This window comes from Streptomyces sp. cg36 (assembly GCF_041080675.1).
In the GTDB taxonomy this organism is placed as follows: domain Bacteria; phylum Actinomycetota; class Actinomycetes; order Streptomycetales; family Streptomycetaceae; genus Streptomyces.
In genome coordinates this window covers 2,135,283-2,157,061 of the sequence record NZ_CP163520.1, presented here as the reverse complement: position 1 = coordinate 2,157,061, position 21,779 = coordinate 2,135,283, and the positions used below count along the sequence as shown (strand labels likewise).

Annotated in this window: 12 protein-coding genes and 1 pseudogene; 10 read left to right on the top strand and 3 right to left on the bottom strand. The window is 71.8% G+C overall.

The features are described from left to right. Nucleotides 1-130 precede the first annotated feature (130 nt). From AB5J87_RS09475 to AB5J87_RS09430, 10 genes are all read left to right on the top strand, one after another. Nucleotides 131-5,596: a HAMP domain-containing protein gene (locus AB5J87_RS09475; RefSeq protein WP_369375942.1), complete on the top strand. Its 5,466-nt coding sequence runs from the start codon at nt 131-133 to the stop codon at nt 5,594-5,596. 244 nt (nt 5,597-5,840) lie between these two features. Further along, nucleotides 5,841-6,521: a two-component system response regulator gene (locus AB5J87_RS09470; RefSeq protein WP_369375941.1), complete on the top strand. Its 681-nt coding sequence runs from the start codon at nt 5,841-5,843 to the stop codon at nt 6,519-6,521. A 204-nt stretch (nt 6,522-6,725) separates the two neighbouring features. Further along, entirely contained in the window at nt 6,726-9,554 is a 2,829-nt protein-coding gene (locus AB5J87_RS09465; RefSeq protein ID WP_369375940.1) for a DNA translocase FtsK, read from the top strand. Between the two features lie 256 nt (nt 9,555-9,810). Then, nucleotides 9,811-10,677: a helix-turn-helix domain-containing protein gene (locus AB5J87_RS09460; protein WP_369375939.1), complete on the top strand. Its 867-nt coding sequence runs from the start codon at nt 9,811-9,813 to the stop codon at nt 10,675-10,677. Between the two features lie 71 nt (nt 10,678-10,748). Continuing rightward, nucleotides 10,749-12,224, top strand: a complete 1,476-nt coding sequence (rimO, locus tag AB5J87_RS09455) for a 30S ribosomal protein S12 methylthiotransferase RimO (RefSeq protein ID WP_369375938.1) — start codon at nt 10,749-10,751, stop codon at nt 12,222-12,224. After that, a complete protein-coding gene (gene pgsA, locus AB5J87_RS09450) occupies nt 12,221-12,907 on the top strand; it encodes a CDP-diacylglycerol--glycerol-3-phosphate 3-phosphatidyltransferase (RefSeq protein ID WP_369375937.1) in 687 nt (228 codons plus the stop codon). The genes rimO and pgsA overlap by 4 nt, the downstream gene beginning before the upstream one ends. After that, on the top strand, nt 12,904-13,413 hold the full coding sequence (locus AB5J87_RS09445; protein WP_369375936.1) for a CinA family protein: 510 nt from the start codon (nt 12,904-12,906) through the stop codon (nt 13,411-13,413). Before pgsA ends, AB5J87_RS09445 begins: the two co-directional genes overlap by 4 nt. A 109-nt stretch (nt 13,414-13,522) precedes the next feature. Continuing rightward, nucleotides 13,523-13,906: a helix-turn-helix domain-containing protein gene (locus AB5J87_RS09440; protein WP_067165033.1), complete on the top strand. Its 384-nt coding sequence runs from the start codon at nt 13,523-13,525 to the stop codon at nt 13,904-13,906. A 139-nt stretch (nt 13,907-14,045) separates the two neighbouring features. Beyond that, the gene (locus AB5J87_RS09435) at nt 14,046-14,516 is read left to right on the top strand and encodes a Dps family protein (RefSeq protein ID WP_369375935.1); all 471 of its coding nucleotides are present in this window, start codon (nt 14,046-14,048) and stop codon (nt 14,514-14,516) included. Between the two features lie 238 nt (nt 14,517-14,754). Then, nucleotides 14,755-14,976: a hypothetical protein gene (locus AB5J87_RS09430; RefSeq protein WP_369375934.1), complete on the top strand. Its 222-nt coding sequence runs from the start codon at nt 14,755-14,757 to the stop codon at nt 14,974-14,976. Here AB5J87_RS09430 and AB5J87_RS09425 read toward each other — a convergent pair. The 3 genes and pseudogenes from AB5J87_RS09425 to AB5J87_RS09415 form a co-directional block, all read right to left on the bottom strand. After that, on the bottom strand, nt 14,924-15,688 hold the full coding sequence (locus AB5J87_RS09425) for an SDR family NAD(P)-dependent oxidoreductase (protein WP_369375933.1): 765 nt from the start codon (nt 15,686-15,688) through the stop codon (nt 14,924-14,926). The two genes, AB5J87_RS09430 and AB5J87_RS09425, sit on opposite strands and share 53 nt — an antisense overlap. Before the next feature lie 247 nt (nt 15,689-15,935). Next, nucleotides 15,936-16,694 (bottom strand): annotated as a pseudogene (locus AB5J87_RS09420) (Fpg/Nei family DNA glycosylase); the annotation flags it as partial. 378 nt (nt 16,695-17,072) lie between these two features. Next, on the bottom strand, nt 17,073-21,725 hold the full coding sequence (locus tag AB5J87_RS09415) for an ATP-dependent helicase (RefSeq protein WP_369375932.1): 4,653 nt from the start codon (nt 21,723-21,725) through the stop codon (nt 17,073-17,075). Between the last annotated feature and the right edge of the window lie 54 nt (nt 21,726-21,779).

Here is a 21,779-nt window from a genome sequence, read left to right as displayed (position 1 = left end):
CCGCCCTCCGTGGGCGGGGACGGTATGCGAAGCTGCCGAACTGTTATGGCCGGGTTCGGCCATGGTGAAACACTGGGAAGGCTTTGAAGAAAGCCCGACTAGGGCGGTCGACCCCTGCGGGAGGGACACGGTGGAGTCTGGCGTGGCGGCGCGTGGCAAGAGCACGCGTGCGAAGGGCGGACGGTCCCGCGGCAAGGGGACGACCGAGGTGGACGCGGCGGCGCTGCAGCGGCTGCTGGTGGCGCTGGCGTCGATGCGGGACGGGAACTTCCGCAAGCGGCTGACCGTGTCCGGCGACGGCGTGATGGCCGAGATCGCCGCCGTCTTCAACGAGGTCGCCGACCGCAATCTGCATCTGACCGGTGAGATCGCCCGCGTACGGCGGATGGTCGGCCGGGAGGGGAAGCTGACCGAGCGGCTGGAGAACGGGGCCTGTGAGGGCTCCTGGGCGGCTGCGATCGACGCTTCCAACGCCCTGGTGGACGATCTGGCCCGGCCCGTCTCCGAGGTCGGCAGGGTGCTCTCGGCGGTCGCCGAGGGCGATCTGGAACAGCGGATGGACCTGCGTTCGCACGGGGTGGACAACGCCGAGCGGCCACTTCGGGGCGAATTCCTCAAAGTGGGGCGAACCGTAAACAACCTGGTCGACCAGTTGTCGGCGTTCACCGACGAGGTGACCCGGGTCGCCCTTGAGGTCGGTACCGAGGGCAAGCTCGGCGGCCAGGCGCAGGTGCGCGGAATGTCCGGTTCATGGAAAGACCTCACGGATTCCGTGAACACCATGGCGTACCGGCTGACCGCCCAGGTGCGTGACATCGCTCTCGTGACGACGGCGGTGGCCAAGGGCGATCTGTCGCGCAAGGTCACCGTGCACGTCGCCGGTGAGATGCTCCAGCTGAAGAACACCGTGAACACGATGGTCGACCAGCTGTCCTCGTTCTCCTCCGAGGTGACCCGTGTCGCGCGCGAGGTGGGCACCGAGGGCGAGCTGGGCGGCCAGGCGCAGGTGCCCGGGGTCGCGGGCGTGTGGAAGGACCTCACGGACTCCGTCAATCTGATGGCGGGCAACCTGACCGCGCAGGTGCGCGGGATCGCGCAGGTCACCACGGCCGTCGCCAACGGCGACCTGTCGCAGAAGGTCACCGTCAACGCGCGCGGGGAGGTCGCCCAGCTCGCCGAGACGATCAACCAGATGACCGAGACGCTGCGCACCTTCGCGGACGAGGTCACCCGGGTGGCCAACGAGGTCGGCGCCGAGGGGCTGCTGGGCGGGCAGGCGCAGGTGCCGGGCGCGGCGGGCACCTGGAAGGACCTCACCGACTCGGTCAACACGGTCTTCCGCAACCTGACCACGCAGGTGCGCGACATCGCGCAGGTGACGACGGCGGTCGCCAGCGGCGACATGACCCAGAAGGTCACCGTGGACGTCGCGGGCGAGATGCTGGAGCTGAAGAACACCGTCAACACGATGGTGGACCAGCTGCAGTCGTTCGGCTCCGAGGTGACGCGCGTGGCCCGCGAGGTCGGCGCCGAGGGCCGCCTGGGCGGGCAGGCCGAGGTGCCGGGTGCGGCCGGCACGTGGAAGGACCTCACGGACTCCGTGAACAACGCCTTCCGCAACCTCACCGGTCAGGTGCGCAACATCGCCCAGGTGACGACGGCGGTCGCCAACGGCGATCTGTCGCAGAAGGTCACGGTGGACGTCTCCGGCGAGATGCTGGAGCTGAAGAACACCGTGAACACGATGGTCGATCAGCTGGCCTCGTTCGCCGCCCAGTTGACGCGGATGGCGCAGGACGTGGGCACCGAGGGCCGGCTCGGCGGCCAGGCGCGGGTGGACGGCGTCTCGGGCACCTGGAAGGAGCTGACCGATTCGGTCAACTTCATGGCGGGCAATCTGACCTCCCAGGTCCGCCAGATCGCCCAGGTGACCACGGCGGTGGCGCGCGGCGACCTCTCGCAGAAGATCGACGTGGACGCGCGCGGCGAGATCCTGGAGCTCAAGAACACCATCAACAACATGGTCGACCAGCTGTCCGGCTTCGCCGAGCAGGTGACCCGCGTCGCGCGCGAGGTGGGCACCGACGGGCGCCTGGGCGGCCAGGCACAGGTGCCGGGCGTGGCCGGGGTGTGGCGCGATCTGACGGACTCGGTGAACGGCATGGCCGGCAACCTCACCGCCCAGGTCCGCAACATCGCCCAGGTCGCCACGGCGGTGGCGCGGGGCGATCTGTCGCAGAAGATCGACGTGGACGCGCGCGGCGAGATCCAGGAGCTCAAGAACGTCCTGAACACGATGGTCGACCAGCTGTCGAACTTCGCGGAGCAGGTGACCCGGGTGGCTCGTGAGGTGGGCACCGAGGGCATCCTGGGCGGCCAGGCCGAGGTACAGGGCGTCTCGGGCACCTGGAAGGACCTCACCCAGTCCGTGAACTTCATGGCCAACAACCTGACGTTCCAGGTGCGCAACATCGCCGAGGTGACGACGGCGGTCGCCAAGGGCGACCTCTCCAAGAAGATCACCGTCGACGCCAAGGGCGAGATCCTGGAGCTGGTGACGACCGTCAACACGATGGTCGACCAGCTCTCCAACTTCGCCGACGAGGTCACCAGGGTCGCGCGCGAGGTGGGCACGGAAGGCATCCTGGGCGGCCAGGCCCGGGTGCGCGGGGTCACCGGCATCTGGAAGGACCTCAGCGACAACGTCAACCTGATGGCGGCGAACCTCACCTATCAGGTGCGCAACATCGCCCGCGTCTCCACGGCGGTGGCCAACGGGGACCTGACGAAGAAGGTGACGGTCGAGGCGCGCGGCGAGGTCGCCGAGCTCGCCGACACCGTCAACACGATGGTGACGACCCTGTCGTCCTTCGCGGACCAGGTGACCCGCGTCGCGCGCGAGGTGGGCACCGACGGCATCCTGGGCGGCCAGGCCCGGGTGCCGGGCGTCTCCGGTACGTGGAAGGACCTCACCGAGTCGGTGAACTCCATGGCCGACAACCTGACCGGACAGGTGCGCCAGATCGCCACCGTCACCACCGCCATCGCCAAGGGCGATCTCACCAAGAAGATCGACATCGACGCGCGCGGTGAGATCCAGGAGCTGAAGAACACCATCAACACGATGGTCGACCAGCTGTCCTCGTTCGCCGTGGAGGTGACCCGGGTGGCCCGCGAGGTGGGCACCGAGGGCCAGCTCGGCGGCCACGCGCGCGTACGTGACGTCGACGGCACCTGGCGCGACCTGACCGAGTCCGTGAACGAGATGGCCGGGAACCTGACCCGGCAGGTGCGCGCCATCGCGGCCGTCGCCACCGCGGTGACCCGCGGCGACCTCAACCTCAAGATCGACGTGGACGCGGCGGGCGAGATCCAGGCCCTCCAGGACAACATCAACACGATGATCGCCAACCTGCGCGACACCACCGTCGCCAACAAGGAGCAGGACTGGCTCAAGGGCAACCTCGCCCGGATCTCCGGCCTGATGCAGGGCCGCCGGGACCTGGACGACGTGGCCTCCCTGATCATGACCGAGCTCACCCCGGTGGTCTCGGCGCAGCACGGCGCGTTCTTCCTGGCCCTGCCCACGGGCGGCGCCGCCGAGGTCGGCGGGGACGAGGAGAGCCCGTACGAGCTGAGGATGCGCGGCAGTTACGGCTACTCGGCGGGCTCGATGCCCACCTCGTTCCGGCCCGGCGAGACGCTGATCGGGACGGCGGCCGAGGAGAAGCGCACGATCCTGGTGGAGAACGTGCCGCCGGGCTATCTGAAGATCTCCTCCGGCCTCGGCGAGGCGCCGCCCGCGCATGTGATCGTGCTGCCGGTGCTCTTCGAGGGGAAGGTCCTCGGAGTGATCGAGCTGGCGTCGTTCCAGCCGTTCACCCACATCCAGAAGGACTTCCTCAACCAGATCGCCGAGATGATCGCGACGAGCGTCAACACGATCAGCGTCAACTCCAAGACCGAGGTGCTGCTGAAGCAGTCGCAGGAGCTCACCGAGCAGCTGCGGGAGCGCTCGGCCGAGCTGGAGAACCGGCAGAAGGCGCTGCAGGACTCCAACGCGGAGCTGGAGGAGAAGGCCGAGCTGCTCGCCCAGCAGAACCGTGACATCGAGGTGAAGAACACCGAGATCGAGGAGGCCCGGCAGGTGCTGGAGGAGCGCGCCGAGCAGCTCGCGGTCTCCATGCGCTACAAGTCGGAGTTCCTGGCGAACATGTCGCACGAGCTGCGCACCCCGCTCAACTCGCTGCTGATCCTCGCCAAGCTGCTCGCCGACAACGCGGAGGGCAACCTCTCGCCCAAGCAGGTCGAGTTCGCGGAAACGATCCACGGTGCGGGTTCGGACCTGCTCCAGCTGATCAACGACATCCTCGACCTGTCCAAGGTCGAGGCGGGCAAGATGGACGTCAGCCCGACCCGGATCGCCCTGGTCCAGCTGGTGGACTACGTGGAGGCGACGTTCCGCCCGCTGACCGCGGAGAAGGGGCTCGACTTCTCGGTGCGGGTCTCGCCCGAGCTGCCCGCGACGCTCCACACCGACGAGCAGCGGCTGCTCCAGGTCCTGCGCAACCTGCTGTCGAACGCGGTGAAGTTCACCGACAGCGGCGCGGTCGAGCTGGTCATCCGGCCCGCCCACGCCGATGTGCCGCACGCGATCCGCGAACAGCTCCTGGAGGCGGGCTCGTTGCGCGACGCGGACGCCGATCTGATCGCGTTCTCGGTCACCGACACCGGCATCGGCATCGCGGCCAGCAAGATGCGGGTCATCTTCGAGGCGTTCAAGCAGGCCGACGGCACCACCAGCCGCAAGTACGGCGGTACGGGCCTCGGCCTGTCCATCAGCCGGGAGATCGCCCGGCTGCTCGGCGGCGAGATCCACGCGGCGAGCGAGCCGGGCCGCGGCTCCACGTTCACGCTGTATCTCCCGCTGCACCCCAGCGAGTTGCCGCCGCAGGGCTATCCGCAGCTGCCGCCCGGCGAGTCGGCGCCGGCCGGGGCGGACGGCGTGCGCCAGGACCTGGTGCCGCAGGACCTGGCGCCGGTCGGCCCGGGGGAGAACCAGTCGGGCGCGGCCGGGCTGTTCCGGCGTCGGCGCAAGGCGCTGACCGGGGATGCCCAGCCGCCCGCGGCGCTGCCCGGACAGCCGGGCGAGGCCCCGCGGGAGGCGTGGGAGGCGCAGGTGCCCGAGCCGGAGCCGGCGAGCGTGCGCACGTTCCACTTCGGCGGCGAGAAGGTGCTGATCGTCGACGACGACGTACGCAACGTCTTCGCGCTCACCAGCGTGCTGGAACAGCACGGCCTCGCGGTGCTGTACGCGGAGAACGGGCGGGAGGGCATCGAGGTCCTGGAGCAGCACGAGGACACGGCCGTCGTGCTGATGGACATCATGATGCCCGAGATGGACGGGTACGCCACGACCTCGGCGATCCGGCGGATGCCGCAGTTCGCGGGGCTGCCGATCATCGCGCTCACCGCGAAGGCGATGAAGGGCGACCGGGAGAAGGCGATCGAGTCCGGCGCGTCCGACTACGTCACCAAGCCGGTCGACCCCGACCATCTGCTCTCGGTGATGGAGCAATGGATGCAGGGGAAGTGATCGACGGGCGTCCGGTTCCCCGCCGGTTGCTGACTGACCGTGGCCGGGAGCGTGTGAGAAGGCGGTATTCGGGGAACCTTCTGGTCTCCCACTACGTTTCTGCTACGTGCACAGTGACATCGCGGTGACAGGGTGTGGCGACAGGCGGGGTGCGGCTACCATGACCGGCACAAGGACGGGCGGCGCAAGGGAGTCGTCCCCTGGGGCGGCGCCCGGTGCACTGCCGGGGCGAGGAGGACGGGCCATGGTGCAGAAGGCCAAGATCCTCCTGGTCGATGACCGGCCGGAGAATCTGCTGGCGCTGGAGGCCATCCTCTCTGCGCTCGATCAGACACTGGTGCGGGCATCGTCAGGGGAGGAAGCGCTCAAAGCGCTGCTGACGGACGATTTCGCAGTGATCCTGCTGGACGTCCAGATGCCGGGAATGGACGGGTTCGAGACCGCCGCGCACATCAAGCGGCGCGAGCGCACCCGGGACATCCCGATCATCTTCCTCACCGCCATCAACCACGGCCCGCACCACACGTTCCGCGGGTACGCGGCGGGCGCGGTGGACTACATCTCCAAGCCCTTCGACCCCTGGGTGCTGCGCGCCAAGGTGTCGGTCTTCGTCGAGCTGTACATGAAGAACTGTCAGCTGCGCGAACAGGCCGCGCTGCTCCGGCTCCAGCTGGAAGGCGGCGGCCAGGCGGCGGGCGACCCCAAGGAGCCCGCAGGCCTGCTGGCCGAACTGTCCGCGCGGCTGGCGGCAGTTGAGGAGCAGGCCGAGGCGCTCTCCAAACAGCTCGACGACGAGTCGGCGGACGCGGCGGCGGTGGCCACCGCCGCCCACCTGGAGCGCAAACTGACCGGGCTGCGCCGCGCGCTGGACGCCCTGGAGCCCGGCACGGGCGGCGGCACGGCCGCGCTGCCCTCGCAGAACTGAGCATCCGCGGGAATCGGGGGGCCCGGCGCTGATCGCGCGTCAGGCCCCTTTGCCCGTCGGTCCGTACGCGTACGCCCGTAGTCGGCACGCGCCCGCGGCGCCCGGCATTTTCGTCGTACGTGACTAACGTCTTTCGGTACGACACGGACGGGTGAAGCGGCGCTCGTCGTGTTCACCGCCGTCGGCACCGGTAACCTCAGCACCATGGCCTCACGTACGTCCGGCAAGGGTTCCCAGGGCACGGCGGGCACCGCCAAGCGCACCGGCCGTACCGCGGCACCCGCCAAGAAGGCGGCGGCGCCCGCCAAGAAGGCGCCCGCGAAGAAGTCCGCCGCGCCCGCGAAGAAGGCGCCCGCCAAAAAGGCACCCGCCAAGAAGGCGGCCCCGGCCAAACCGGCGCCCAAGGCGGCGCCCTCTCCCACGGGGGGCGTGTACCGCGTGGTGCGCGCCGTCTGGCTGGGTGCGGCGCACGGCGTCGGCGCGATGTTCCGCGGCATAGGGCGCGGTGCCAAGGGCCTCGACCCCGCCCACCGCAAGGACGGGACGGCGCTGCTGCTGCTCGGCGTCTCGCTGATCGTGGCCGCGGGCACCTGGTCCAATCTGCGCGGCCCGGTGGGCGATCTCGTCGAGATGCTGGTGACCGGCGCGTTCGGACGGCTCGATCTGCTGGTGCCGCTGCTCCTCGGGGCGATCGCGGTCCGGCTGATCCTCTACCCGGAGAAGCCCGAGGCCAACGGGCGCATCGTGATCGGCCTGTCCGCGCTGGTCCTCGGCGTGCTCGGCCAGGTCCACATCGCCTGCGGCTCGCCCGGCCGCGACGACGGCACCAGCGCGATGCAGGACGCGGGCGGCCTCATCGGCTGGGCCGCGTCCAAGCCGCTGGAATTCCTGATGGGCGACGTGCTGGCGGTGCCCATGCTGGTGCTGCTCACCGTCTTCGGGCTGCTCGTCGTCACCGCCACCCCCGTCAACGCCATCCCGCAGCGGCTGCGGGCCCTGGGCGCCCGCCTGGGCATCGTGGAGCCGCTGCCGGGGGAGCCGGGCGAGGACGAGCTGTACGAGGACGACTGGCGGGACGAGGAACCGGCGCCGCGCGCCCGGCGCACGCCCGCGCGACGCGCCGGAGCGGCCGACGAGTACGCCCAGGACGAAGCCGAGCGGACGGCGCTCGCCCAGCGGCGCAAGCCCCGGCGCGGCTCGGTCCAGCCCGCCTTCGACGCCCCCATGGACCCGGTCGACGTGGCAGCGGCCGCAGCCGCCGCGCTCGACGGCGCCGTCCTCAACGGCCTGCCGCCCTCCCCGATCGTCGCCGACCTCACCCAGGGCGTCTCCGTCGAGCGGGAGCGCGAGAGCTCGCTGCCGCTGCCGACGGCCCGGGGCGAGGAGACGGACGCGCCGGCCCCGAAGGCCGCGGCCAGGACCGACCTCGGCAAGACCGGCTCCGGCACGGCGGCGCCCCGGGCGACCCCGGGCGCCCCCAATGTCGTCCCGGACCTGACCAAGGCCGCGCCGGAGCACACCGAGATGCCCGTGCGCGCCGAACAGCTCCAGCTCGCGGGCGACATCACGTACGCGCTGCCCTCGCTGGACCTGCTGGAGCGGGGCGGTCCGGGCAAGACCCGCAGCGCCGCCAACGACGCCGTCGTGGAGTCCCTGCAGAACGTCTTCGTGGAGTTCAAGGTCGACGCGGCCGTCACCGGCTTCACCCGCGGCCCGACGGTCACCCGCTACGAGGTCGAACTCGGCCCGGCCGTGAAGGTCGAGAAGATCACCGCGCTGACCAAGAACATCGCGTACGCGGTCGCCTCGCCGGACGTGCGGATCATCTCGCCGATCCCCGGCAAGTCCGCCGTCGGCATCGAGATCCCCAACAGCGACCGCGAGATGGTCAACCTCGGCGACGTGCTGCGCCTGGCGGCTGCCGCCGAGGACGACCACCCTATGCTGGTGGCGCTCGGCAAGAACGTCGAGGGCGGCTACGAGATGGCCAACCTGGCGAAGATGCCGCACGTGCTGGTGGCCGGTGCGACCGGTTCCGGAAAGTCCTCCTGCATCAACTGCCTGATCACGTCCATCATGGTCAGGGCCACCCCCGAGGACGTCCGGATGGTCCTGGTGGACCCCAAGCGGGTCGAGCTCACCGCGTACGAGGGCATCCCGCACCTGATCACGCCGATCATCACCAACCCCAAGCGGGCCGCCGAGGCGCTCCAGTGGGTCGTGCGGGAGATGGACCTGCGCTACGACGACCTCGCGGCGTTCGGTTTCCGCCACATCGACGACTTCAACGAGGCGATCCGCAACGGCAAGGTGAAGCTGCCCGAGGGCAGCGAGCGGGAGCTCACCCCGTACCCGTATCTGCTGGTGATCGTCGACGAGCTCGCGGACCTGATGATGGTGGCGCCGCGCGACGTCGAGGACGCCATCGTGCGCATCACCCAGCTGGCCCGCGCCGCCGGAATCCATCTGGTGCTCGCCACCCAGCGTCCCTCGGTCGACGTGGTGACCGGTCTGATCAAGGCGAACGTGCCGTCCCGGCTCGCCTTCGCGACCTCCTCGCTCGCCGACAGCCGGGTCATCCTCGATCAACCCGGCGCCGAAAAGCTCATCGGAAAGGGTGACGGACTGTTCCTGCCGATGGGTGCGAACAAGCCGACCCGACTCCAGGGCGCCTTCGTCACCGAGGACGAGATCGCCGCGGTGGTCCAGCACTGCAAGGACCAGATGGCGCCGGTCTTCCGGGAGGACGTCACCGTCGGGCAGAAGCAGAAGAAGGAGATCGACGAGGAGATCGGCGACGATCTCGATCTGCTCTGCCAGGCCGCCGAGCTGGTCGTTTCCACCCAGTTCGGCTCGACGTCGATGCTCCAGCGCAAGCTGCGGGTCGGCTTCGCCAAGGCCGGGCGGCTGATGGACCTGATGGAGTCGCGCGGGATCGTCGGGCCGAGCGAGGGCTCCAAGGCGCGTGACGTCATGGTCAAACCCGACGAACTCGACGGTGTGCTGGCGGTGATCCGGGGGGAGGCTCCCTAGACGGCCCGGGGCGGGCCCGCCGGGTCAGCCCCACGGCCGGACGGAGCACCCGAAAGGGACCGCCGGGCAACCGTTTCCCTTGGCTGTACGTCCAGTTGAGGGAAGGGCAGGAACACGCACCCCTCCTGACCCGTTAGGAGGAAGGGAGGAGGCCATTCCGATGGCGTACAAACTCCGCCCTCCCGGTTGCCCCACCCTTTCGTACCCCCCCTAGACTGAACACCCAGCAGGTGGCTCACGCTCGAAAGGCGCCCCCGTGTCCATCGGCAACTCTCCCGAAGACGACCGGCCTTCCCTCGGCGACGACGACCGGCCCTCCTTTGCTGACGATGCCCGCCCGTCCATCGGCCACGTCCTCAAGCAGGCCCGGATCGCGGCCGGACTGACCGTCGACGAGGTCAGTTCGATCACGCGCGTGCGCATCCCCATCGTGCACGGCCTGGAGGACGACGACTTCTCCCGCTGCGGCGGCGACGTGTACGCGCGCGGACACATCCGCACGGTCGCGCGCGCCGTGGGCCTCGACCCCGAGCCCCTGGTCGCGCAGTACGACGCGGAGCACGGCGGACGCCCCGCGCCCACGCCCGCGGCGCCCATGTTCGAGGCCGAGCGGATCCGGCCCGAGCGCCGCCGGCCGAACTGGACCGCGGCCATGGTCGCCGCCATCGTGGCCGTCGTCGCCTTCGTCGGCTTCACGATGTTCAACGGCAGCGGCGACTCCAAGACCAAGGACAGCGCGGTCGGCGAGGGCCCGACCCAGACGGAGACCCATCAGCAGAGCCCCGCGCCCAAGCCGCCGACCAGCCCGCCCGCCGCGCCCAGGCCCAGCCCCTCCGACAGCGCCATCGCCGCGGCCCCGCAGGACAAGGTCACCGTCAAGCTCAGCGCCATCTCCGACAAGAGCTGGATCTCCGCCAAGGCGCACGACGGCAAGGTGCTCTACGACGGACTGCTGGAGAAGGGCGAGTCCAAGACGTTCGTCGACGGCGACAAGATCGACCTGATCCTCGGCAACGCGGGCGCGATCGAGCTGTACGTGAACGGCAAGAAGGTCGAGGACCAGTTCGGCGACGGCCAGGTCGAGCGCCTGACGTACACCAAGGGCGACCCGGTCGTCGGCTGAGCCGGGCCCGGCGGTTCCTTGATCAACCCTCGCGGCGGGGAGCCGGGCCGGAACAAAGTAGTCTTGAGTCCATGCCCGAACGCCGTACCGTCGCCCTTGTCACTCTCGGCTGCGCCCGTAACGAGGTGGACTCGGAGGAGCTTGCAGGCCGCTTGGCAGCGGACGGCTGGGAGCTCGTCGAGGACGCCTCCGACGCCGATGTCGCAGTCGTCAACACCTGTGGGTTCGTCGAAGCCGCCAAGAAGGACTCCGTCGACGCCCTCCTCGAAGCCAACGATCTCAAGGACCACGGCCGCACCCAGGCCGTGGTCGCCGTCGGCTGCATGGCCGAGCGGTACGGCAAGGAGCTCGCCGACGCGCTCCCCGAGGCCGACGGCGTGCTCGGCTTCGACGACTACGCCGACATCTCCAACCGCCTCCAGACCATCCTCAGCGGTGGCAGCGTCGAGGCGCACACCCCGCGCGACCGGCGCAAGCTGCTGCCGCTGAGCCCCGTCGAGCGCCAGAGCGCCGACGTGGCGCTGCCCGGCCACGCCCAGGAGGCGCAGGAGAGCGCCCCCGAGGACCTGCCCGAGGGCGTCGCGCCCGCCTCCGGCCCGCGCGCGCCGCTGCGCCGCCGGCTGGACACCAGCCCGGTCGCCTCGGTGAAGCTGGCCTCCGGCTGCGACCGCCGCTGCACGTTCTGCGCCATCCCGTCCTTCCGCGGCTCCTTCATCTCGCGCCGCCCCTCGGACGTGCTGGGCGAGACGCGCTGGCTGGCCGAGCAGGGCGTCAAGGAGGTCATGCTGGTCTCCGAGAACAACACCTCGTACGGCAAGGACCTCGGCGACATCCGGCTCCTGGAGACGCTGCTGCCCGAGCTCGCCGCCGTCGACGGCATCGAGCGCGTCCGCGTCAGCTACCTCCAGCCCGCCGAGATGCGGCCCGGTCTGATCGACGTGCTGACCTCGACCGACAAGGTCGTCCCGTACTTCGACCTCTCCTTCCAGCACTCCGCCCCCGGGGTGCTGCGGGCCATGCGCCGCTTCGGTGACACCGAGCGCTTCCTGGAGCTGCTGGACACCATCCGCTCCAAGGCCCCGCAGGCCGGTGTGCGCTCCAACTTCATCGTCGGCTTCCCCGGTGAGACCGAGGCCGACTTCCAGGAGCTGGAACGCTTCCTCACGGCCGCCCGCCTGGACGCCATCGGCGTCTTCGGCTACTCCGACGAGGAGGGCACCGAGGCCGTCACCTACGAGAACAAGCTGGCCGACGAGGTGATCGCCGAGCGGCTCGACCACCTGTCGCGCCTCGCCGAGGAGCTCACCGCGCAGCGGGCCGAGGAGCGCGTCGGCGAGACCGTGCGCGTCCTGGTCGAATCGGTGGACGACGAGGACGGTGTGCTGGGCCGCGCCGAGCACCAGGCGCCCGAGACCGATGGTCAAGTGCGGTTCACGGAAGGCGCCGGACTGACCCCGGGCCGTATCGTCGAGGCGAAGGTCGTCGCCGCCGAGGGCGTCGACCTGGTGGTGACCAGTCTCGACGTCCTTGAGGAGGCGGCCAGATGACCGGAGTCCCGGCATCCGCGGCGGGCGGTGGCCGTACGCCGGCGCCCGGCGGCAAGCTGGGCGCGGCGGCCGTCAACCAGGCCAGCCTCTGGAACATCGCCAACATCCTGACCATGGTCAGGCTCCTGCTGGTGCCGGGCTTCGTCATGCTGATGCTGCAGGACGGCGGCTACGACCCGGCCTGGCGGGCCTGGGCGTGGGCGGCGTTCGCCGTCGCCATGATCACGGACGTCTTCGACGGCCATCTGGCCCGCACCTACAACCTGGTCACCGACTTCGGGAAGATCGCCGACCCGATCGCCGACAAGGCGATCATGGGCGCCGCGCTGCTCTGCCTCTCCTCGCTGGGCGATCTGCCGTGGTGGGTCACCGGAGTGATCCTGTTCCGGGAACTCGGGATCACGCTCATGCGTTTCTGGGTCATCAGGCACGGGGTGATTCCCGCCAGCAGGGGCGGGAAGGTGAAGACCCTGGCGCAGGGCACGGCGACCGGGATGTACGTGCTGGCGCTCACGGGTCCGCTCGCCACCCTGCGCTTCTGGGTGATGGCGGTGGCCGTCGTGCTGACGATCGTCACCGGGCTCGACTATGTGCGACAGGCGGTCGTACTGAGGCGTGCGGGGCTCGCGGCCCAGCGCGCCGAGCGGGCCGAGGAGGACGCTCTGGAGGGACCGGGCCGGTGAGCGAGGCGGCCCGGATCGTGCAACTGCTCACGGAGCGTAGTCAGACGCTTGCGGTGGCGGAGTCGCTCACCGGCGGTCTGGTGGCCGCCGAGCTGACCTCGGTGCCGGGCGCCTCACGCGCCCTGCGCGGTTCGGTCACGGCGTACGCGACGGATCTGAAGCGGTCCGTCCTGGGCGTCGACGCGACCCTTCTGGCGGAGCGCGGGGCCGTGGACCCCGAGGTCGCGCGGCAGATGGCACGGGGTGTGCGTACTGCGCTGGGGGCCGACTGGGCCATCGCGACGACCGGTGTCGCGGGACCCGACCCCCAGGACGGGCAGCCGGTGGGCACGGTGTTCGTGGCGGTCGAGGGACCGGCCGGGAACGGGAAATCGGTCGCTTTGAGGTTGAACGGCGACAGGGCGGAAATCCGTAGGGAGAGTGTACGGAGCGTGCTCGAACTGCTCTCCGGTGAACTCGGCGAAGATGCGCGGGCACAGGATACGGAACAGAACGGGGGGAATTGATGTTTGCAGCCCTGAGTGAACACGACATCGCTCCCCGCACGGCCGCAGCGCGAGGCGGTACGGTGGGGCGTGAAGGATGCGGCTACGCGGTCCGAGGAGGGAGCCACCGATGATTCTGCTCCGTCGCCTGCTGGGTGACGTGCTGCGTCGGCAGCGCCAGCGCCAGGGCCGTACTCTGCGCGAAGTCTCCTCGTCCGCCCGAGTCTCACTCGGCTATCTCTCCGAGGTGGAGCGGGGGCAGAAGGAGGCTTCCTCCGAGCTGCTCTCCGCCATCTGCGACGCGCTTGACGTACGGATGTCCGAGCTCATGCGGGAAGTGAGCGACGAGCTGGCACTTGCCGAGCTCGCTGCCTCGGCGGCGGCGAGCGATCCGGTGCCTGCACCGGTACGTCCGATGCTCAATTCGATCTCCGTGACGTCGGTGACCGGTGTCCCGACCGAACGAGTGACGATCAAGGCACCCGCGGAAGCGGTGGACGTCGTCGCGGCCTGACACTGTCCGGCTCTGTGTGAGAGCGCCCCGGCTGGGTATCCGATGAACCGGCCGGGGCTTCTCTTTTCTCCCGAATGCCCAGTTAACGGCTTATGTGCCAAGGTGGGGAGAGCCAGTGCTGACGGAACGGAGTGCATGCATGTCTGTTGTGAAGAGCTCGCTGTCCGAGGCCGACCTCAAGAGCGTCGGCGACGCCCTGCAGGGCGCGCTCGTCGACCTGGTGGACCTCTCACTCGTCTCCAAGCAGGTCCACTGGAACGTCGTGGGACCGCGCTTCCGGTCCGTCCACCTCCAGCTGGACGAGGTGGTGGACACCGCCCGGCAGCACTCCGACACGGTGGCCGAGCGGGCCGCCGCCCTCGGGGTGACCCCGGACGGCCGGGCGGCGACCGTGGCCTCGTCGAGCGCCATCGGCAAGGTTCCGACCGGCTGGATCAAGGACGGCGACGCGGTACGGATCCTGGTCGAGGCGCTGGGCGCGGTGATCGTCAGGATGCGCGAGCGGATCGACGCCACCGGCGACCCCGACCCGGTCAGCCAGGACGTGCTCATCGCGCTGACGGCCGACCTGGAGAAGCACGCGTGGATGTTCCAGGCGGAGACGGCCTGAGCCGTGCTTCAGTTGGCGGCGGCCCGAGTGCCGCGCCAGGCGGAGGCGGCCCGAGTGATGTTCTGGGTTGAGGCGGCCTGAGCCCTCATGGTTTGGCGGCCCGGGTCTGCGCGGGACCGTCGTGCCGCGCGTACGGGTCGTATGCGGGGCGTGTGAGGCGGTACGTGCGCCGGGGTGCGCCCGGTGCGCCCTGCCGGTGAAGCGGGGAGCGGTCTAGCGTCGGCCCGAGGAGGCGGCCATGACGGTGGCGGTGCGATGGACGGCCGCGCTCGTGATGGGGGCGCTGTGGTGGTGGGCCGTGGTGCGGCTGCTGACCGCGCCGGGTGATGCCGGAGCCCTGGAGGGCGCGGTCGCCGTGGGCGGCTGGGGCCTGAGCCTGCTGCCCGTGCACGTCACCGCCCACTCGGTCACCAGGGCATCGCGACGCCGCCGTTCGGGCGCAGGATCTGACCGGTCGTGAACGAGGAGGCGTCCGACGCGAGGTGGAGCACGCAGTGGGCGATGTCCTCGGGCTCGCCCAGCCGCCCGAGCGGCGAGAGCCGGAGCATCGTCGACTCGATGCCGCGCTGCTGCTCCGCCGAGTGCCGCTCGGTCATCGGGGTGCGCACCCAGCCCGGGGCCACCGCGTTGACCCGGATGCCGTGCGGGCCCAGCTCGGTGGCCAGCGTCTTCGTCAGCTGCACCACGGCCGCCTTGGAGACGCTGTAGCAGAACAGGCCGGCCGAGGCGGAGTCGACCGCCCCGGACGCCATGGTGACGATGCTCCCCGGCGTACCGTTCTCTATCATCACGCGGGCCGCCTCCTGGCAGGCGTACAGCACGCCCTTGAAGTTCACCGCCAGGACCCGGTCGAGGTCGGCCTCCTCGGTGTCGAGGACCGCGCTGGAGTGCATGATCCCGGCGACCGCGGCCAGCACGTCGACGCGGCCCGCGTCACGCACGGCCGCGCGCAGCCGGGTGCGGTCGGTGACGTCGAGCGGATGCGCGTGCGCGGTGCCGCCCGCCTTGGCGATCAGCTCCCGGGTGCCGAGCAGGCCCTGTTCGTCGAGGTCCGCGCAGTGCACCAGCGCGCCCGCCTCGGCGAGCAGGACGGCGGTGGCGCGGCCGATGCCGCCACCGGCGCCGGTGACGAAGGCGGTCCGATCGGTGAGGTCGTACGCCGAGAGGGGCATGCGGGGACGGTACGACCGAATCTGACGGGTCGTCAACCGGGCTGCGGCGGCGTCAATTGCGGGGAGGTGTGCTGTGGTTGCCCGCCGGGGGTGGGGTGGGTGGCTCGGCGGGCGAGGCGGTGGGTGGTGCGGAAGGGGCGGCCGGTGAGGCGGGCGGCTGCGGGGGTGGTGCGGACGGCTGGGTGGACGGGTCGGCGGGTGGCGCGGACGGCTTGGCCGGCGGAGCGGCGGGCCGGGCGGTGAGTGGCGGGCTGGGCTGGCAGTGCGGGCACCAGTACGTGGGGCGCTCGGTGCCCGAGGGGTCGGGCAGCGTGGTCGAGCGCAGGGCCGTGCCGCAGCGGGGGCACGGCTGCCCGGACCGGCCGTACACGTACACCTTGCGGGAGGTGCGCTCCCGGTTCGCCTCCAGGAGCTTCTTGGCGGCGGCCACCACGCGTTCCGGCTCGCGGACGTCCCCCACCGGCAGCCATGGCACGGCCCGCACGGCGAAGCAGATCTCCGACTTGTAGATGTTGCCCACACCCGCCAGATTGCGCTGGTCCAGCAGTGCCTCGCCGAGCGGGCGGTCCGGGTCCCGCAGCAGATTGCGCAGTGCCAGGCCGGGGTCCCAGTCCGGGCCGAGCAGATCCGGGCCCAGATGGCCGACCACACGGTGCTCTTCGCGGGTGCGGAGCAGTTCCACCATCGCCAGGCGGTAGCCCACCGCCGTACGGTCCGCGGTGGCCAGGATCGCCCGGATCTGGTCGGGGCGGCCACCGCGCCAGCGCTCACCGGGCGCGAACACCCGCCAGGACCCCTCCATCCGCAGATGCGAGTGGAGGGTCAGCCCGCCCTCGATCCGCGCCAGCAGGTGCTTGCCGCGCGGGGTGACGTCCAGAACGGTCCGGCCGACCAGATCGGCCGTCGCGAATCGGGGTACGCGCAGGTCGGACCGCGTCAGCACGCCGCCGGCCAACGCCGTGTCGAGCCGCCGGGCCACCTGCCAGACGGTGTCTCCTTCGGGCATGTGGCCATTGTGCCGGGGCGGACGCGGTGGCGCGGTCGCGCCGGGGATCGGGGGTGGGGGCGCGGAGCGCGGAGCGCGGGCGGGTGTGGTGGTGCGGCGCTCGGTTTCGTGCCTCGGCCAGGCGCGGGGCAGGGCGTCGAGCGCGGGTGGGTGTGGTGCGGGGCCCGGCGGCTATCCGTGGCCGGGTGCGGGGGAGGGCGCGAGACGCTTGAGCAGGCGGGCGGGGTGTGGCGGGGGGTGCGGTGCCCGGTTGCTTTCGGCGGGGCGGGACCCGTAGGGCGCCCGGGCAGCTTTGGCGCGGCCGGGTCGGCCGTGGCTGGGCCGGTCGGCCGGGCCGGACCGGGTTCCGCCGCCCGTGTGCGGCGTGGTGCCTTCGGTTCAGGGGCGCAGGCGCAGCCCCCTCGGGGTGGGGACGAAGCCCGCCGTCTCCAACGGGCGGGACAGGGGCGAGGTCAGCGCCGCCTCGCCGTTGACGCGCTCGACCGTCACCGTGCCCAGCCGGCCCGCCCGCGCCGCGCCCGCCAGCGCCTCGACGGCCGCGTGCAGCGCCGGATCGTCCGGCTCGGTCGGCCACACCAGCAGCGACTTGCCGCCGCGCTCCATGTACAGCGCCAGCTCGCCGTCGACCAGGACCACCATCGACCCGGCCTTGCGGCCCGGCTTGTGCCCGGCCCCGGCGGGCGGCTCGGGCCAGGACAGCGCCGCCCCGTACGCGTTCGCCGGGTCGGCTGCCGCCAGCACCACCCCGCGCTGCGCCGGGCGGTCCTGGGCACGGTCGCGCGCGGTGGCGGCGGCCCGCAGCCGGTCCACCGCCCCGTCCATCGCGAACTGGGCCGCGCCCAGCCCCTCGACCACATAGCCGCGCCGCGCCTGCCCGCTGTCCTCGAACGCCGCCAAGATCCGGTACGTGGCCGAAAAGCCGCCCTCGACGCCCTCGGCCGCCACCGCGCCCCGGGTCACCACGCCGTGGCGGTCCAGCAGCGTGCGCGCGAGCGCGTGTGCCCGGTGCGTGGGGTCCGGCTCGCGGGCCGGGAGCAGTGCCCAGCGCCCGGACACCGTCGGCGGCCCGGTGCGCGACGCGGGCCGGGCCGCCGACGTCAGCGATCCGTACCGCCCGCGCGGCACCGTCCGTCTGGCGCGGTGCGCGGTGGAGCCGGCGGTCCGCCCGGACCCCAGCAGCGCCCGCAGCGGCGCCAGCGTGTCATTGGTGAGCCGCCCCGACCAGGCCAGGTCCCATACGGCGTCGGCCAGTTGGGGCTCGGTGGCGTCGGGGTGCGTGGTCGCGCGGACCTGGTCGGCGATCTGGCGGAAGAACAGCCCGTAGCCCGGGGCGAGCGCGGTCAGCACCGACTCGTGCAGCGCGGTGAGCTCCAGTGGATGCGGCGGGGGCAGCAGCAGGGGGGCCGCGTCCGCGTGGAACAGCGACACCCAGCCGTCCTTGCCGGGCAGCGCGCCCGCCCCCGCCCACAGGACCTCGCCGGTGGTGGTCAACTCGTCGAGGAGCGCCGGTCCGTAGTCGGAGACGCGGGAGGGCAGGATCAGCTTCTCCAGCGCGGACGCCGGCACGGCCGCGCCCTGCAACTGCTCGACGGCACGGGCCAGGCCGTCGATGCCCCGCAGACTGTTGGAGCCGAGGTGCTGCCACTGCGGCAGGAACGTGGCCAGCGCGGCGGGCGGCACCGGTTCCAGCTCGTGGCGCAGCGCGGCCAGCGAGCGGCGGCGCAGCCTGCGCAGCACCGTCGCGTCGCACCACTCCTGGCCCAGACCCGCCGGATGGAACTCGCCCTGCACCACCCGCCCGGCCGCCGCGAGGCGCTGGAGCGCGCCGTCGGTGACGGCGGTGCCCAGACCGAACCGCGCGGCGGCCGTCGCCGAGGTGAACGGGCCGTGCGTGCGCGCGTACCGCGACAGCAGGTCGCCCAGGGGGTCCTTGACCGGCTCCATGAACGCCTCGGGGACGCCGACCGGCAGCGCCGTGCCCAGCGCGTCCCGCAGCCGCCCCGCGTCCTCGATCGCCGCCCAGTGCTCGGCGCCCCCGACACGCACCCGGATCGCCCGGCGGGCGGACCCCAGCTCCTGCGGCCAGGAGGGCTCGGCCCCGCGCGCGACCAGCTCGGCGTCGGTCAGCGGCCCCAGCACGCGCAGCAGATCGGCGACGCCCTCCACGTCCTTGATCCGACGGTCCTCGGTGAGCCACTGGAGCTCCTGCTCCAGTTCGGCCAGCACCTCCGCGTCCAGCAGCTCGCGCAGCTCCGCCTGGCCGAGCAGCTCGGCCAGCAGCCGGGAGTCCAGCGAGAGCGCGGCGGCCCGCCGCTCGGCGAGCGGCGAGTCCCCCTCGTAGAGGAACTGGGCGACATAGCCGAAGAGCAGGGAGCGCGCGAACGGGGACGGCTCGGGGGTGGTCACCTCGACCAGGCGGACCCGGCGCGCCTCCAGATCGCCCATCAGCTCGGTGAGACCCGGGACGTCGAAGACGTCCTGGAGGCATTCGCGGACGGCCTCCAGGACGATCGGGAACGAGCCGAACTCGCTGGCCACCTGGAGCAGTTGGGCCGCCCGCTGGCGCTGCTGCCACAGCGGGGTGCGCTTGCCGGGGCTGCGCCGGGGGAGCAGCAACGCGCGCGCGGCGCACTCGCGGAAGCGGGCGGCGAACAGCGCGGACCCGCCGACCTGGTCGGTGACGATCTGCTCGATCTCGCCCTTGTCGAAGACGGCGTCCGCCGCGCCCACCGGCGCCTGCTCGCTGTCGTACGTGGAGTCCAGGTGCGCCGGGTCCTGGTCGAGGAGGTCCAGGCCCATCAGGTCGGCGTCGGGCAGCCGCAGCACGATGCCGTCGTCCGCGTGCATCACCTGCGCGTCCATTCCATACCGCTCGGCGAGGCGGGCGCCGAGCGCCAGCGCCCAGGGCGCGTGCACCTGGGCCCCGAACGGGGAGTGGATGACGACCCGCCAGTCGCCCAGCTCGTCCCGGAAGCGCTCGACCAGGATCGTGCGGTCGTCGGGGACATGGCCGCAAGCGCGGCGCTGTTCGTCGAGGTAGGCGATCACATTGTCGGCCGCCCACGCGTCCAGCCCCGCGCCCAGCAGGCGCAGCCGCGCGTCCTCCTCGGTCAGGGAGCCCACCTCGCGCAGGAACGCGCCCAGCGCCCGCCCCAGTTCGAGCGGGCGGCCCAGCTGGTCGCCCTTCCAGAACGGCAGACGGCCGGGGACGCCCGGCGCGGGGGAGACCAGCACGCGGTCGCGCGTGATGTCCTCGATCCTCCACGACGTGGTGCCGAGCGTGAACACATCGCCCACGCGCGACTCGTAGACCATCTCCTCGTCGAGCTCGCCGACCCGGCCGCCGCCCTTCTTCGGGTCCGAGCCCGCCAGGAACACCCCGAACAGGCCGCGGTCCGGGATGGTGCCGCCCGACGTCACCGCGAGCCGCTGGGCGCCGGGACGGCCCGTCACCGTCCCCGCCACGCGGTCCCACACCACGCGCGGGCGCAACTCGGCGAAGGCGTCCGACGGATAACGGCCCGCCAGCATGTCCAGGACCGCCGTGAACGCCGACTCCGGCAGCGCCGCGAACGGCGCGGCCCGGCGCACCAGCGCCAGCAGGTCGTCCGCCTGCCAGCTGTCCAGCGCCGTCATCGCCACCAACTGCTGCGCCAGCACGTCCAGCGGATTGGACGGGATCCGCAGCGACTCGATGGCCCCGGAACGCATGCGCTCGGTGACCACCGCCGACTGGACCAGGTCGCCCCGGTACTTCGGGAAGACCACGCCCGTGGAGACGGCGCCCACCTGGTGGCCCGCCCGGCCCACCCGCTGCAGGCCCGAGGCGACCGACGGCGGCGACTCGACCTGGACCACCAGGTCCACCGCGCCCATGTCGATGCCCAGTTCAAGACTGGAGGTGGCGACGACCGCGGGCAGCCGCCCCGCCTTCAGGTCCTCCTCGACGAGGGCGCGCTGCTCCTTGGAGACCGAGCCGTGATGGGCGCGCGCGAGGACGGCGGGCGCGCCCCTGGAGGCGCCCGACTGGGCCATCACCTCGGCCGGGGAATGCGCCTCCGACGGCAGCGGCACCGCGGACTCGCCCGCCTCGACGGCCGCGGCCGTGGCCCGCTCGTACGCGATCTCGTTGAGCCGGTTGCACAGGCGCTCCGCGAGGCGGCGGGAGTTGGCGAACACGATCGTGGAGCGGTGGGCCTGGACCAGGTCGACGATCCGCTCCTCCACATGCGGCCAGATCGACGGCTTCTCGGCGCCCTCGTCCGCGTCGGCGGCGGGGGCCGCGCCCAGCTCCGCGAGATCCTCCACCGGCACCACCACCGACAGGTCGAACTCCTTGGCCGACGGCGGCTGGACGATCTCCACCTTGCGCCGCGGCGACAGGAACCGGGCCACCTCGTCGACCGGGCGCACCGTCGCCGACAGGCCGATCCGGCGGGCGGGCCTGGCGAGCAGGTCGTCCAACCGCTCCAGGGAGAGCGCCAGATGAGCCCCCCGCTTGGTGCCCGCGACCGCGTGCACCTCGTCCAGGATCACCGTCTCGACGCCCGCGAGCGCCTCGCGCGCGGACGAGGTGAGCATCAGGAACAGCGACTCCGGCGTGGTGATCAGAATGTCCGGCGGCCGGGTCGACAGGGCGCGGCGCTCGGCGGGCGGGGTGTCCCCGGAACGGATCCCGACGCGCACCTCCGGCTCCGGCAGACCGAGCCGCACCGACTCCTGCCGGATGCCGGTCAGCGGAGAGCGCAGATTGCGCTCCACGTCGACCGCCAGGGCCTTCAGCGGCGACACGTACAGCACACGGCAGCGCTTTCGCGCCTCGGCGGGCGGCGGGGCGGCGGCCAGCCGGTCCAGCGCGGCCAGGAACGCGGCGAGGGTCTTGCCCGAGCCGGTCGGCGCCACCACCAGGACGTCCGAACCCTCGGAGATCGCCCGCCAGGCGCCCTCCTGCGCGGCGGTGGGCGCGGTGAAGGCCCCCGTGAACCAGCCCCTGGTCGCGGGAGAGAAGGAGTCCAGCGCTGTCCGTGCCATGGTCCCCATCGTGCACCCACCCACTGACAATGGCCCGGAGCTGCGAGAATACGA